The organism is Phytopseudomonas argentinensis (assembly GCF_900113905.1).
Lineage (GTDB): Bacteria > Pseudomonadota > Gammaproteobacteria > Pseudomonadales > Pseudomonadaceae > Aquipseudomonas > Aquipseudomonas argentinensis.
Genome location: NZ_FORC01000005.1, coordinates 23,552 through 36,590, shown reverse-complemented (window position 1 = coordinate 36,590; position 13,039 = coordinate 23,552). Strand labels below are relative to the sequence as shown.

At 63.0% G+C, this 13,039-nt stretch carries 15 protein-coding genes; 11 read left to right on the top strand and 4 right to left on the bottom strand.

The genetic code is table 11. The features are described from left to right. Positions 1-205: 205 nt before the first annotated feature. Positions 206-868, top strand: a complete 663-nt coding sequence (locus BM154_RS20755; protein ID WP_074888882.1) for a GntR family transcriptional regulator — start codon at positions 206-208, stop codon at positions 866-868. Here BM154_RS20755 and BM154_RS20750 read toward each other — a convergent pair. Further along, complete coding sequence (locus tag BM154_RS20750; RefSeq protein ID WP_074888880.1) at positions 847-1,182, bottom strand: pyocin activator PrtN family protein; 336 nt, start codon at positions 1,180-1,182, stop codon at positions 847-849. The genes BM154_RS20755 and BM154_RS20750 overlap by 22 nt on opposite strands. Before the next feature lie 55 nt (positions 1,183-1,237). Then, complete coding sequence (locus BM154_RS20745) at positions 1,238-1,894, bottom strand: XRE family transcriptional regulator (protein ID WP_074888877.1); 657 nt, start codon at positions 1,892-1,894, stop codon at positions 1,238-1,240. 185 nt (positions 1,895-2,079) lie between these two features. Between BM154_RS20745 and BM154_RS20740 the strand changes: the two genes are divergently transcribed. The 5 genes from BM154_RS20740 (at position 2,080) to BM154_RS24230 (ending at position 5,609) form a co-directional block, all read left to right on the top strand. Beyond that, positions 2,080-2,436, top strand: a complete 357-nt coding sequence (locus BM154_RS20740; protein WP_074888874.1) for a PA0613 family protein — start codon at positions 2,080-2,082, stop codon at positions 2,434-2,436. Between the two features lie 408 nt (positions 2,437-2,844). Then, positions 2,845-3,204: a putative holin gene (locus BM154_RS20735; protein WP_074888872.1), complete on the top strand. Its 360-nt coding sequence runs from the start codon at positions 2,845-2,847 to the stop codon at positions 3,202-3,204. Between the two features lie 123 nt (positions 3,205-3,327). Continuing rightward, positions 3,328-4,464, top strand: a complete 1,137-nt coding sequence (locus BM154_RS20730; RefSeq protein WP_074888869.1) for a glycoside hydrolase family 5 protein — start codon at positions 3,328-3,330, stop codon at positions 4,462-4,464. Positions 4,465-4,521: 57 nt separating this feature from the next. Beyond that, positions 4,522-5,061, top strand: coding sequence for a glycoside hydrolase family 24 protein (locus tag BM154_RS20725; protein WP_074888866.1), 540 nt, complete (start codon positions 4,522-4,524; stop codon positions 5,059-5,061). After that, positions 5,058-5,609 carry a hypothetical protein gene (locus BM154_RS24230; protein WP_074888863.1) on the top strand — a complete coding sequence of 184 codons (552 nt, stop codon included), beginning with the start codon at positions 5,058-5,060 and terminating at the stop codon, positions 5,607-5,609. The genes BM154_RS20725 and BM154_RS24230 overlap by 4 nt, the downstream gene beginning before the upstream one ends. A gap of 47 nt (positions 5,610-5,656) precedes the next feature. Here the strand turns inward: BM154_RS24230 and BM154_RS20715 are convergent, their stop codons facing one another. Continuing rightward, positions 5,657-6,085, bottom strand: a complete 429-nt coding sequence (locus BM154_RS20715) for an N-acetyltransferase (protein WP_074888860.1) — start codon at positions 6,083-6,085, stop codon at positions 5,657-5,659. Positions 6,086-6,116: 31 nt separating this feature from the next. On the opposite strand from BM154_RS20715, the gene BM154_RS20710 reads away from it, so the two are divergent. The 4 genes from BM154_RS20710 (at position 6,117) to trpC (ending at position 9,494) form a co-directional block, all read left to right on the top strand. Further along, the gene (locus tag BM154_RS20710) at positions 6,117-6,671 is read left to right on the top strand and encodes an AAA family ATPase (protein WP_074888857.1); all 555 of its coding nucleotides are present in this window, start codon (positions 6,117-6,119) and stop codon (positions 6,669-6,671) included. 350 nt (positions 6,672-7,021) lie between these two features. Next, complete coding sequence (locus BM154_RS20705; RefSeq protein ID WP_074888854.1) at positions 7,022-7,618, top strand: aminodeoxychorismate/anthranilate synthase component II; 597 nt, start codon at positions 7,022-7,024, stop codon at positions 7,616-7,618. Continuing rightward, positions 7,615-8,661, top strand: a complete 1,047-nt coding sequence (trpD, locus tag BM154_RS20700; RefSeq protein WP_074888851.1) for an anthranilate phosphoribosyltransferase — start codon at positions 7,615-7,617, stop codon at positions 8,659-8,661. Before BM154_RS20705 ends, trpD begins: the two co-directional genes overlap by 4 nt. Then, entirely contained in the window at positions 8,658-9,494 is an 837-nt protein-coding gene (gene trpC, locus BM154_RS20695; protein WP_074888848.1) for an indole-3-glycerol phosphate synthase TrpC, read from the top strand. Before trpD ends, trpC begins: the two co-directional genes overlap by 4 nt. 52 nt (positions 9,495-9,546) lie before the next feature. On the opposite strand, the gene nadC is transcribed toward trpC, so the two are convergent. After that, positions 9,547-10,395 (bottom strand): carboxylating nicotinate-nucleotide diphosphorylase, encoded by an 849-nt coding sequence (gene nadC, locus BM154_RS20690; protein ID WP_074888846.1) that lies wholly within the window; start codon positions 10,393-10,395, stop codon positions 9,547-9,549. Between the two features lie 290 nt (positions 10,396-10,685). Here nadC and BM154_RS20685 point away from each other — a divergent pair, with 290 nt between their 5' ends. After that, positions 10,686-12,980, top strand: a complete 2,295-nt coding sequence (locus BM154_RS20685) for a DUF1631 domain-containing protein (protein ID WP_074888843.1) — start codon at positions 10,686-10,688, stop codon at positions 12,978-12,980. Positions 12,981-13,039 lie beyond the last annotated feature (59 nt).

The following is a 13,039-nucleotide window of genomic DNA, read 5'->3' as shown; positions in this document are numbered from 1 at the left end:
TTGATTCTATGCGGGTTTATTGTTCAACAATCAATTTTTAATTGATGATGTATCTGCACCGTTTTGTTACTTCGATACCCATTGATGACTCACCATGGTGCGCACGGTGACAATCCAAACCCTTGCCTGCAACGCGCCACTCGGTAACCATCGGCGCATTCGGCTAGGCGCAAAAGAGCCCCGGCCATGTTCTGGTGATTCGCTAATGAACAACCCTGTGTCTGATAACCCACGAACGCTTGGCGAGACGGTGACCGCGGAAATTCGCCGCAAGCTGGTCGACGGCGAGCTGGTGCCGGGTCAGCGGCTGTCCGAAGCGGCGCTGAGTGAAAGCCTGGATATCTCGCGTAATACCCTGCGCGAAGCCTTTCGCGTGCTGACTCAGGAGGGCCTGCTCAAGCACGAACCCAACCGTGGCGTGTTCGTGTCAGTGCCGGACATGGCCTCGATCATCGAGATCTACCGGGCGCGGCGTTTCGTCGAATGCCAGGCGCTCGCCCAGGCGTACCCCAAGCACCCGGCGGTCAAGCGCATGCGCGAGGCGGTGAAGGCGGCGCAGCACAGCGCTGGGGTAGCCGACTGGGGCGCGGTGGGTACGGCCAACATGGCCTTTCACGCGGGCATCGTCGAATTGGCCGACAGTCAGCGGCTGAATACCTTCTACGGGCACCTGTCCGCGGAGCTGCGCCTGGTATTCGGGCTGCTCAATGACGCGGAATTCCTGCACGCACCCTACATCGACATGAACGCGGCGATTCTCGAACACCTGGAAGCCGGCCGCCCGCAGGACGCCGCCAAGGCGCTGGATGCCTACCTGGTGCAATCGGAACGCACCATTCTGGCGGCTTACGCGCGGCGCGGTTCCTGAGCCTGCTCCAGGTGATAGCCGCCTTGCGCTTCGGCGCATAGGCTGGCCTCGCCATTGGCGGCACTGGCGCAGCTGTCGATATAGGCGGCCAAGTGGTGCAGTTCGATGAACTTGGGCGCCTTGGCGCTGCTGTCCAGGGTGGTGATGGGCAGGTTCAGGCGGCCGCAGGCGATGGCACGGATGAAATTGTCCGGGCTCAGGTGACGGAAATACACCGTGCGCACGCGGTCGATGGGCACCAGCACGTCGCCGTGGGTGCGGAACAGGAGCTCCAGCGTCTGGAGCGGCAGGTGCGGCTCAGGCTGAGTGTTCATGATTGGGCTCGGTAGCGGGGTCAGGTCTCGTGGTCTGGGTTGATTCGGCGCGTGGTCATTCTTCGGTGAAGCGCGACGATTTGAGGATGCCGCCCACCAGGTGGATCTTGATGACGTTGTCCTGGTGGATATGGATGGGCGGATGGTTCTGGTTGACGCTGTCGAAGCGATACATGCCGTCGCGCAGGTAGATGTACTCCTTGATCATCGCCTGGCCGTCAAGGGTGCGAACCATCACCTCGTCACCGGCGTGAAAGGCTTTATTCGGCTCGATTAGCACGTATTCGCCGTTCTTGATCCGCGGGTGCATGCTGTCGCCATTCACCCGCAGGCCGTAGGCATTGGGGTCGTCACTGTGAATGCGCAGGTAGCCGTCGCCATGGCCGACCGGAAAGTCGATCTCCTCGAAATAACCATGGGTGCCCAATTGCGCATGCCCGACCACCGGCACCGCGCCGCCACGGGCATGGCCGACGCTCAGGGTATCGGCGGGCGGTGCCTCGGACAGCTCGTCGGTGCCGGCCAGCTCGGCAAGGCTGACGCCCAGTGCCGGCGCTAGCACCAGCAGGTCGGACAGACCCGGTTCGCGCAGATCGCTTTCGTAATTGCCGATACGTGACTGTGACGACCAGCCGCAGGCCTCGGCCAGCTGCTGCTGGCTGAGGCCCTTGCTCTTGCGCAGGTGTTTGATGCGTTGTCCCAGGGTTTCCATCATGCCTCTCCGCTAATCACGTTGTGAAATATTTATAGCGCAGTTTCTGGCTTGAATAAAACACGATACGTGATTATTTTTAAGATGACGACAATCGGTAAGGTGCCGGGCGCGACCTGAGGTTTAACCTTCGCTTGCCCGGACAGATTGACATCTAGGCCATTTGAGATGGCAGGAGGCAGACCATGATTCCCTATATAGACGAGGCGCTGCAGCGTTGGGCCGAAGCGCAGGCAAGCGAAGCGGATTGCACATCGAACATGGGCAACAGCGTGATCGCTTCGCTGATGGCATCACAAGGTGTGCTGAATCGTGCTGCCCGTGGTAGCCGCGTGCTGGTCAACAGAGTCACCGAAATCGGCTGGATACTCAGCAAGCACCTTTCCCCCGAGCAGCGGCAGGTGGTCATCGAGCAGTATTGCAGCAACCTGCCTCAGCGTGAGAAATGGGTAGCCTGCGGGTGTAGTCGGGCGCAGTTCTATCGACGACTGGGCCAGGCCCACAGGGCCATCGAGTCGCAACTCCTGAAGCGCGCCGTCTGAGCGCGCTTTTCATTTCTGCCGGCAGCGGTTCTCGCGGTTCGGCCTGTTTCCCTTGTTGAAAACTGCACCCTTGTGCCAGGCACAGGGCGCCTTTGCATGCGTCTGTTTGCAGGGGGCTGCCAGCCTGAGTTTGTTGTATGTCCGCTGATTTTCCATTGCGTTGGCGCTGATTCGCCCAGTGCCCTTGAGACCCCGAGAATCGGCGGTTATACATGAATCACCGTCACAGAGGTGGGCAAGCAGTCAGCCAGCCTCCTGACTATCCATTGCTACCCACTGCGCCTCACGGCGCGTTGCAACACACCGACCTTCCTTTAACAGAGCCCCGCCCGTGCGGGGCTCTGTCGTTAAGGGGGCGGCATAACCTCAATGTCGTCGGGGCCGTCGGCCTCGGGGAGTACGATAACAATGACTGAATTCAGCAGCGCCGTGCTGTTCGGCGTGCTAGGTGAGCACCTTGCAGCCCTGATCGCTTCCATCAATGGCGAGGCTGCCGTCGGCGCCTTGTGTGGGGCGCTGGTGTACTTCACCACTACGCAAAACCTGCCCATGTGGAACCGGTTGGCGTTCTTTTTGACGTCAACCGTGATGGGGTATCTCTGTGCCCCGGCGATCACCGACTTCGAGCTGCACGGCATCCACCCCTTCGCCTATCCGGGGCCTGCCGGTTTCGCCGGCGCCGGTTTGGTGGTGACGCTGATGCTGGCAGCGATTCGCCGGCGCACAGATGCTCTGCGCGACAAACCGCCGGGTAACCGAGACGCCTGACTCGGCCGCCGGGCTGCAACCGGCAACAACCGCTACCTGAACCCGTACGGCGGCGCATTCCGTGCCGTCGTACTCACCCTGGCCCGCCATCGTGCGGGCTTTTTCATGTCTGGAGGAAACACCATGGCTATCAAGACCTTTGACCAAATGGCCGCTGCCGGCGAATTCCCGCTGATCGGTTTCAACGCCGCGGGCCTGGGCAACAACCCCTATGTCGACGCCATCGCCACCGCGCGATTGGACACCCACTACGTGACCGTGGCGCCCCGCGGCCATCAACCGGACTACATCAAGGCCTATGCCGGTGGCCTGGACGGCAAGCCCTTTGCGGTGCGCTTGCCATTCGCCGGCGAGCGCATCGCCATTCTCGATGGCGCCGGCGGCTTCACCTTGCGCCAGAGCTATGTAGAGGAGATCCGCCGCGCGATCCGCCACATCCACAGCTGGGGCGGCTTTTCGCTGCTCGACATGCACAACTACTGCCGCTGGTACGTGCGCGCCAATGGACCGGTCAGCGGGCGTGTCGTGCAGGCCTGGAACGGCGGCTTCGCGTTGTGGACGGCCATCGGCGCGCCTGATTGCCCGGTCAACTATCCATTGTTGGCGCGCATCTGGGCGGCTATCGCTCGCGAGTTGCGCGACGAGCCCGGGGTATTCGGCTACGGCCTGATGAACGAGCCGCACAACCTGGGCAGCGTGCCTGACGGTGGCGTCAACGTCGAAACCCTGTGGAGCAACAACGTGCAGCAGCTGATCACCGCCGTGCGCGAAGTCGACCCACGGCACTTCATTACCGTGGCCGGCAATGCGTTCGCCTCGGCACTGGATTGGCCGCGGCGCTCCGACGTGCTCAAGAACCTCCAGGATCCTGGAGGCCGGCTGCTCTACGAGGCCCACCAGTATCCCGACAAGAACGGCCAGGGGGGCGGCAAGTGGAATCAGGCCGCTGACTCGATCACCTACCGGGATCGGGTGGCCGACTGGTATCCCTATATCGACTGGCTCAAGGCCAACGGCAAGCGGGGCATCGCCGGCGAGTTCGGTGGCCCGGATCACGTGCCGGGCATGCGTACCTATTTCACCGAGCTGCACAAGTACTTCGATGCCAACCACATCCTGCGTTTCCAGTGGCTGGCTGGCCCCGGCGATGACGACGACAACCCGAACGGCATGGACCGCAACGACGGCACGCTCAAGCCCAACACGCGATCGCTGATGGCGCGCATCGGCAACACCACCACCGCCTACGGGCCCCGCTGAGCCACCCCAATGACCCGCTTCGGCGGGTCATTCCTTTCATGACACTGGAGAATTCCCATGGCCCGACTTACTGCCACCCAGGCGGGTGGCCACAACGTACTCGCCTTTCTCGACATGCTTGCCTGGAGCGAAGGCACCTCGACCGTCGCCGAGAGCGACGACGGCTACAACGTACTGGTGGGCGGCAGCCTGTTCGACGATTACAGCGCGCATCCGCGTCGCTTGATCGAGCTGCCGCGCTACGACATTCAGTCCACGGCGGCAGGTCGCTACCAGTTCCTGGCCGGCACCTGGGACGCCATCGTCGAACTCTACAAGTTTCGCGGCCGCTTCACGCCAGAGGCCCAGGATCTGGCCGCGGTGAAGTTGCTCGAAGAGTGCGGTGCACTCGCGTCCATTCAGGCCGGCCGGGTGGCCGAAGCGATCAACGCGGCTGCGCCCATCTGGGCCAGCCTGCCGGGCGCCGGCTACGGCCAACGCGAGCACGACCTAGGCGCGCTGCTGCGTATCTATCGCCAGGAGCTGGCCAGTCAGGCCCGCGCCGAGGATGACCTGCTCGCCATGTTCATCGCCTGCGGCGGGCAGGTGGCGGCATGAGCCTGCTGGCATTGATTCCCGCCCGCTACCGCTGGCTGGTCACGGGTGGGTTGATTGTGGCGCTGTTGCTGGGCGCCGTCAGCCTGGGTTGGGTCGTGCAGGGTTGGCGCCTGGGTGAGGCGCTGGCCGCACGCGACCAGGCCCATGCCGACACCCTGGCTCGCCTGCACGACACCGCCGCCCGTGACATGCGGCGCGCCCACGACCGACGCGTGACCCTCGAGCAGCAGCTGCATGCGTCTTCCCAGACCCAACACAGGAGGCTTACCGATGCCGAAGAGAAAACTGCGCGCCTGCGTGATCGCCTTGCCACTGCTGAGCTACGGCTGTCAGTCCTTACCGCCGAACCCGCAGATGCCGACACCGATCAGCACGCCCAACTGCCCCTCGCCGCCCATGCCGGACGCCTGGTGGATGGAGCCCGAAGAACCGACATTGACCGAGCAGTTGCTCAACGAATTGTCGACATTACCCAACGCGGCGACCGCGCCATCATCGCCCTAGGCATGTGCCAGGAGTATGTGCAGACGATCAGCGAAGCGCCTTAGACGCTCGTTGATAGCCTCGTGGTGCCAGAGAGTCAGCCGCTCTATGGCTATTCACGTTGCCAGCCCATGACCCGTTCCGGGTGTCCGCTGTGCGGATCGCTCTGCTCGGCTACGACGGCAAAGCCGCAGGCCTGATAGAAGGCGCACGCCTGGGTGTTGGCGCTGTACACACTGAGCTCCAGCACGTTGCGCCGGCGCTTCGCTTGGTCGAGCAGGCGTTTGCCGCGCCCTTGCCCCTGGGCGCTTGGGGCGATGAACAGGGCGGCCAGGCGCTGTTCGTGCAATGACGCGAAACCCAGGATCTGGCCGTCTTCTTCGAGCACCAGTGTCTCGGCCTGGGGCAGGTAGATATCGCGCATGGCGCCCAGCCGATCGCGCCAGAACGACTCGGCGATAAAGGCATGGGCCTGGATCGACGCGGCGAGCCAGATGTCGAGCACGGCGTTGGCGTCGTTGGCATGATAGGGGCGAATCATGATGAATTCCTTTCGTGGAGGATGTCGATCCATGGCGGTACGGTTACATGTATTCGGGGCGTCCGGCGCTGGCACGACCACCCTGGCGGCAGCGCTGGCCGAACGGGCCGGCTGGTTGCACCTGGACACCGACAACTTCTACTGGCTGCCCAGCGAGCCACCTTATCGTTTCAAGCGCGAACCGCAACAGCGTGTGGAGCAGATCCGCGCGTGCGCGGCGCAGTCGAGCGACTGGGTACTCAGCGGTTCGCTGTGCAGTTGGGGCGAGGCGCTGGTATCGCAGTTCACCCACGCCGTGTTCCTGCAACTGGAGGACACCAAGCGCATGCAACGGCTGCGTGCCCGCGAGCAGCAGCGCTACGGCAAGAGGGTGCAGCCGGGTGGTGACATGCACGCGCAGCACCAGGCCTTTCTGGAGTGGGCCGCCGGCTATCAGCACGGCAATCTGCAGACCCGCAGCCTGCGCATGCACGAGGCGTGGATCGAGCAGCAACTGCGTTGTCCGCTACTGCGTCTGGACAGTACCCACGCGTCGCCCGAGCAGCTGGCCGAGCAAGTGCTCGCCTGGCTGGCTCCGCAGATGTAGCTCGCCACGCCGGTGGCTCCGCGGCCCCCAGCCACCGATCTTTCCTGCCCGCAAGAGGCGTTATGCCAGTTGCACGCCAAGGCTCTGCTGGGCTACTGTGCCCGGAGATAAACGCGAGACCTCCTTCGTGAACGCAAGCAGCACCCTTCTGATGCGCCTCATCAAAGCCCACGCCCGCTGGCGTTGGCGCGCCTGATCTTTTCTATCCGGCCACGCCGGACGATTCTCTCTGCCTTGCTCGATCCCTGAACATACATTCTCCCAGCATGAAAAAAACTGCGGGTACGAATAGGGGGATCGAAACCAGGGCGATTGGCTGAAGAGCAGTAAATCAAAGGGTTAAATCTAAAATGCTGCTGATGATCGACAACTACGATTCCTTTACCTACAACGTGGTGCAGTACCTGGGCGAGCTGGGTGCCGATGTCCACGTCATCCGTAATGACGAACTGACCATTGCCGAGATCGAGGCGCTCAAGCCCGAGCGCATCGTCGTATCGCCAGGCCCATGCACGCCGACCGAAGCCGGCGTGTCCATCGAGGCCATCCTGCATTTCGCCGGCAAGCTGCCGATCCTCGGCGTCTGCCTGGGTCACCAGAGCATCGGCCAGGCCTATGGCGGCGACGTGGTGCGCGCCCGCCAGGTGATGCACGGCAAGACCAGTCCGGTTTTTCACGAGAGCAAGGGAGTGTTCGCCGGCCTGGCGATGCCGGTGACCGTGACCCGCTACCACTCGCTGGTGGTCAAGGGCGAGACCCTGCCGGATTGCCTCGAGGTGACCGCCTGGACGCAGCACGAAGACGGCACCGTCGACGAGATCATGGGCCTGCGCCACAAGACCCTGAACGTCGAGGGCGTGCAGTTCCACCCCGAGTCGATCCTTACCGAGCAGGGCCACGAACTGTTCGCCAACTTCCTCAAGCAGACCGGAGGCGTGCGCGCATGAACATCAAGGAAGCCCTCAACCGCATCGTCGCCCAGCTCGACCTGAGCACCGAGGAAATGCGCGATGTGATGCGCGAGATCATGACCGGCCAGTGCACCGACGCGCAGATCGGCGCGTTTCTGATGGGCATGCGCATGAAGAGCGAGACCATCGACGAGATCGTCGGCGCCGCCAGCGTGATGCGTGAACTGGCCTCACCGGTGGAGATCGCCGCCGAGCGCCTGGTCGACACTTGCGGCACCGGTGGCGACGGCATGAACATCTTCAACGTTTCCACCGCCGCGGCCTTCGTCGTCGCCGCTGCCGGCGGCAAGGTGGCCAAGCATGGCAACCGCGCGGTGTCCGGCAAGAGCGGCAGTGCCGATCTGCTCGAGGCTGCCGGTGTGTACCTGGGGCTCACCCCGGTGCAGGTGGCGCGCTGCGTCGAGACCGTCGGCGTGGGCTTCATGTTTGCGCCGTCCCACCATGGCGCCATGAAGCATGCCATCGGCCCGCGCCGCGAGCTGGGGCTGCGCACGCTGTTCAACATGCTTGGCCCGATGACCAATCCGGCCGGCGCCAAGCACCAGGTGGTGGGCGTGTTCAGTCAGGCGCTGTGCCGTCCAATGGCCGAAGTGCTGCAACGCCTGGGCAGCGAGCACGTACTGGTGGTACATGCTCAGGATGGACTCGACGAGATCAGCCTGGCGGCGCCGACCTTCGTGGCTGAACTGAAGAACGGCGTGGTCAGTGAGTACCGCATTCAGCCAGAAGACTTCGATATCAAGAGCCAGAGCCTGATCGGTCTGACCGTCGACGGCGCCGGGCAATCGCTGGAGCTGATCCGCGATGCCCTGGGCCGCCGCAGGACCGACGCCGGCCAGAAAGCCGCCGACATCATCGTGCTCAATGCCGGCGCGGCGCTTTATGCTGCTGACCATGCCGACAACCTGCAGGGTGGCATGAGCCTGGCCCACGACGCGCTGCATACCGGCCTGGCCCGGGAAAAGATGGAAGAGCTGGTGTCCTTTACCGCGGTATTCAAACAGGAGAATGAAGGGTGAGCATTCCCACCGTTCTGGAAAAGATCCTCGCCCGCAAGGCTGAAGAAGTAGCCGCCCGCCGTGCCGTGGTCAGCCTCGCCGAGGTGGAGCGCGAAGCGCGGGCTGCCGACGCTCCGCGGGGTTTCGCCAATGCGCTGATCGAGCAAGCCAAGAGCAAGCAGCCTGCGGTGATCGCCGAGATCAAGAAGGCGTCGCCGAGCAAGGGCGTGATTCGGGAGAACTTCGTGCCGGCGGAAATCGCCCAGAGCTATCAGGACGGCGGGGCGACCTGCCTGTCGGTGCTTACTGATATCGACTTCTTCCAGGGTGCCGATCGTTATCTGCGCGAAGCACGCAGCGCGTGTTCGCTGCCGGTGATCCGCAAGGATTTCATGATCGATCCCTACCAGATCGTCGAATCGCGGGCATTGGGTGCCGACTGCGTGCTGCTGATCGTCTCGGCGCTGGCCGATGCGCAGATGGCCGAGCTGGCCGCCACCGCCAAGGCATTCAATCTCGATGTGCTGGTGGAGGTGCACGACGGCGACGAACTCGAGCGTGCACTCAATGTCCTCGATACGCCGCTGGTAGGGGTCAACAACCGCAACCTGCATACCTTCGAGGTCAGCCTGGAAACCACCCTCGACCTTCTGCCGCGCATCCCGCGAGACCGCCTGGTAGTCACCGAGAGCGGTATCCTCAATCGCGCCGATGTCGAGCTGATGGAAATCAGCGAGGTGCATACTTTCCTGGTCGGCGAAGCCTTTATGCGTGCCGACAATCCGGGTGTTGAACTTGGGCGGTTGTTCTTTCCCGAGCGCAAGCGGTTTGTCAGCAGCCCCGATGTGGACTGACTGATATGAAAAACGGCGCCCTTGAGGCGCCGTTTTTCATTCGCCAGGAGTTTTACAGCGACAGGCGCATCGACAGATCCACGGCCTTGACGTCTTTGGTCAGCGTGCCGATGGAAATGTAGTCCACGCCCGTCTCGGCAATGCTGCGCAAGGTGCTTTCGTTCACGCCGCCCGATGCTTCGAGCTTGGCGCGGCCGGCATTGATGGTCACCGCGCGGCGCATGTCATCCAGCGACAGTTCGTCGAGCATGACGATATCGGCGCCTGCAGCCAGGGCCTGCTCCAGTTCGTCCAGGCTTTCCACTTCAACCTCCACCGGTTTGCCCGGTGCGATGGTGCGCGCCGCCGCCACCGCGGCCGCGATCCCGCCGCAGGCAGCAATATGGTTTTCCTTGATAAGGAAGGCATCGAACAGACCGATGCGGTGATTGTGGCAGCCGCCCTGGGTCACCGCGTACTTCTGCGCCAGGCGCAGGCCGGGCAGGGTCTTGCGGGTGTCGAGCAGTTTCACCGCGGTACCCTGCACCAGTTCCGCGTAGTGCTGGCAGCGGGTGGCAACGGCCGACAGCGTCTGCAGGAAATTCAGTGCGCTGCGTTCGCCGCTCAGCAACGCCCGCGCCGGGCCTTCCAGGTGGAACAGCGCCTGGTTCGGCACTGCCCGCTGGCCGTCCTGTACCTGCCAGTGCACGGCGACCCGGGCGTCGAGCTGACGGAACACTTCGTCGACCCAGGCGGTACCGCAGATAACGGCGTGCTCGCGGGTGATCACCGTCGCACTGGCCAGGCGTGACTCGGGAATCAGCTGGGCGGTGATGTCGCCGCTGCCGATGTCTTCACGCAGGCTGCGACGGACATTGGCCTCGATTTCGGCGCGAAGCTGGCTAAGCTGTAGGTTCGGCATGCGGCCTCCGATTGGCTGAGGCGGCGATTATAAGGGCAGTGACCGCTCCTGTTACGTCCGTCGGGTAAAAATGAACCCTGGAGGTAACGCTTGGTCACATGTGCAGTCGAGTAGCAGCCCGTCCGAGGGGCTGTGATGCATTTCATATCTGCAGGAAATTGCTTTGGCATCTCCAGCAGCAATCCGATATGTTTTAATACGGAAGTATTGACGTCATACCCTTGACGTTGAAACGGTGTCCACATTCCTGTTTCAGTTTGCTTCGCCAGCGCTCTGCGCAGGAGACCTTGATGAAGAACGATGCCAACGTGGTGCATCTGAACAAGATGGTATCTGAAGCGGCCAACCCGGCAGCTGCCAGATTGCCGGCATCGCTCATTGAGGTTCGTGACCGCGCCGCAGCCCAGCTCAAGCAGGCTCTGCAGGCCCTGTTCGACAACGCCGACGACACCCTGTTCGACATGGCCGATCGCGCTACCAGCAACGCCGAGCAGAATGCCTTCTTCGAAGCCATGCGCGACCTGCGCCTCAAGCGCAAGGGTATCGAGCGTGGCTTCCTGCAGCGCGTCTTCGAATCCTTCTCCAGCCTCAATCAGCATGTCGTCGGCAAGGCGCCTAGCCTGGATGCGGTGTCCTTCGACAGCCTCTCGCTGGTGCAGAACGACGAACTGGAAGAAACCGTCGCGCTCGATTCCATGATCGCCAAGGTGCTGAGCCGCGACCATGTGGCGCTCACCCATCTGACCACGCGCCTGAATGCCGTGGTCAGCAAGAAGCTCGACGACAAGTCCAATCCACTTGGTCCGGTATCGCTCAGTGAGTTGTTCCTCGAGTCTTGCAGCGGGCTGGGTGTGGAGATCAAGGTCAAGCTGATCATCCTCAAACTGTTCGAAAAGTACGTTCTCAGCGGCCTCGAACAGCTGTACGGCGATGCCAATGGCATTCTGGTCGAAGCTGGCGTGCTGCCTGAACTCAAGACCGCGCCGCCGCGCCGTAGCCCCACCCAGGCACGCCCTGAGCTCGCCGAGCCGGTCGACGGCTTCGAACGTTCCGCGGGATTCGCCGATGACGACGTGCGCGAGATGTTTGGCGCGCTGCAGGAATTGCTGTCGCAGACACGCGAAGGCATTGCGCCACGTCGGCAGGCGCCGGCCAATGCCATGCCGATTTCCACCAATGACTTGATGCGTCTGCTTTCCCACCTGCAGCAGCGCGCACCGATCCAGGCGCCGATGGATGTCGACCTGCGCGCCCAGCTCGAGCATCTGCTGACCCGGGCCAGCGCCAAGAGCGGTCGAGTACGGGTTGTCGGTGAGGTCGATGAAGATGTCATCAACCTGGTGTCGATGCTCTTCGAATTCATCCTCGACGACCGCAGCCTGCCGGACTCGCTGAAGGCGCTGATCGCCCGTCTGCAGATTCCCATGCTCAAGGTCGCGGTACTCGACAAGACCTTCTTCAGCCGCGGCAGCCACCCGGCGCGTCGCCTGCTCAACGAGATCGCCACCGCCGCCCTGGGTTGGGGCGAGCACGACAGCAACCAGCGTGACAGCCTGTATCAGAAGATCGAGCAGGTCGTGCAGCGGTTGCTCAACGATTTTACCGATGACCCGGCGATCTTCTCCGAGCTGCTGGCCGATTTCCTGGCCTTTACCGGCGATGAGCGGCGTCGCAGCGAACTGCTCGAGCAGCGTACCCGTGACGCCGAGGAAGGCAGTGCACGTGCCGAGATGGCGCGCCGCGAGGTCGAGCAGGCATTGAACGACCGCCTGCTCGGCAAGACCCTGCCGGAAGTGGTGGTGCGTCTGCTGCGCGAAGCCTGGAGCAAGGTCATGATGCTGACCTGCCTCAAGCACGGTACCGAGTCGGAGCAGTGGCAGGGCGCGCTGGCTACCATGGACGAGCTGATCTGGAGCGTGGAGCCCCACGACAACCCGGAGGCGCGCCTGCGCCTGCTCGAATTGGTGCCGGGACTGCTGAAAGCCTTGCGCGAAGGTATGGCCAGCGCGGCGTTCGACCCGTTCTCCACCAGCGAATTCTTCAGCCAGCTCGAGGCGCTGCACGTTCACGCGTTTCAGCGCTTCAAGCGGGCGATTCCGGATGTCGAGCGCGCTGCGCCGACCGAGTCCGATGAGGTACAGCGCTCTGCGCTTTCCGCGGTCGGTATCGAGTTGCCGCTGCTCGACCTGCCACCCGAGGAGGAAGGCGGCGTCGCCGCGATGGTCGAGGTCGTCGAGGAGATTGTCCTCGAGGCGCCGGGCCAGCCGCGCATCGAGCAGGACGAGACGGTACTGGCCGACGATGACGAGGCGCTGGTGCAGGTCGATGCCTTGCGTGTCGGTAGCTGGGTCGAGTTCCAGGAAGACGAAGAGCACAAGTTGCGTTGCAAGCTGGCGGCGATCATCAAACCGACCGGCAAATACATCTTCGTCAACCGCACCGGAATGAAAGTGCTCGAGAAAACGCGCATGGGCCTGGCCCTGGAGTTTCGTCGCAATGCGGTACGGCTGCTCGACGATGCGCTGCTGTTCGACCGTGCCCTGGAGTCGGTGATCGGCAATCTGCGCCGTCTCAAGGGTGCCTGAGGCAACTGCGCTTGCTCGTCCAGCACTCACGGCCCGTCAGGGCCGTGAGTCGTTCTGGC

What these genes read in the sequence shown, in the direction of transcription:
- BM154_RS20705 (WP_074888854.1), top strand. Translation starts at nt 7,022, where the DNA reads ATGCTGCTGATGATCGACAACTACGATTCCTTTACCTACAACGTGGTG.
- BM154_RS20730 (WP_074888869.1), top strand. Translation starts at nt 3,328, where the DNA reads ATGGCTATCAAGACCTTTGACCAAATGGCCGCTGCCGGCGAATTCCCG.
- BM154_RS20745 (WP_074888877.1), bottom strand. Translation starts at nt 1,894, where the DNA reads ATGGAAACCCTGGGACAACGCATCAAACACCTGCGCAAGAGCAAGGGC.
- BM154_RS20685 (WP_074888843.1), top strand. Translation starts at nt 10,686, where the DNA reads ATGAAGAACGATGCCAACGTGGTGCATCTGAACAAGATGGTATCTGAA.
- trpD (WP_074888851.1), top strand. Translation starts at nt 7,615, where the DNA reads ATGAACATCAAGGAAGCCCTCAACCGCATCGTCGCCCAGCTCGACCTG.
- BM154_RS20735 (WP_074888872.1), top strand. Translation starts at nt 2,845, where the DNA reads ATGACTGAATTCAGCAGCGCCGTGCTGTTCGGCGTGCTAGGTGAGCAC.
- BM154_RS24230 (WP_074888863.1), top strand. Translation starts at nt 5,058, where the DNA reads ATGAGCCTGCTGGCATTGATTCCCGCCCGCTACCGCTGGCTGGTCACG.
- BM154_RS20750 (WP_074888880.1), bottom strand. Translation starts at nt 1,182, where the DNA reads ATGAACACTCAGCCTGAGCCGCACCTGCCGCTCCAGACGCTGGAGCTC.
- BM154_RS20725 (WP_074888866.1), top strand. Translation starts at nt 4,522, where the DNA reads ATGGCCCGACTTACTGCCACCCAGGCGGGTGGCCACAACGTACTCGCC.
- nadC (WP_074888846.1), bottom strand. Translation starts at nt 10,395, where the DNA reads ATGCCGAACCTACAGCTTAGCCAGCTTCGCGCCGAAATCGAGGCCAAT.
- BM154_RS20740 (WP_074888874.1), top strand. Translation starts at nt 2,080, where the DNA reads ATGATTCCCTATATAGACGAGGCGCTGCAGCGTTGGGCCGAAGCGCAG.
- BM154_RS20715 (WP_074888860.1), bottom strand. Translation starts at nt 6,085, where the DNA reads ATGATTCGCCCCTATCATGCCAACGACGCCAACGCCGTGCTCGACATC.
- BM154_RS20755 (WP_074888882.1), top strand. Translation starts at nt 206, where the DNA reads ATGAACAACCCTGTGTCTGATAACCCACGAACGCTTGGCGAGACGGTG.
- BM154_RS20710 (WP_074888857.1), top strand. Translation starts at nt 6,117, where the DNA reads ATGGCGGTACGGTTACATGTATTCGGGGCGTCCGGCGCTGGCACGACC.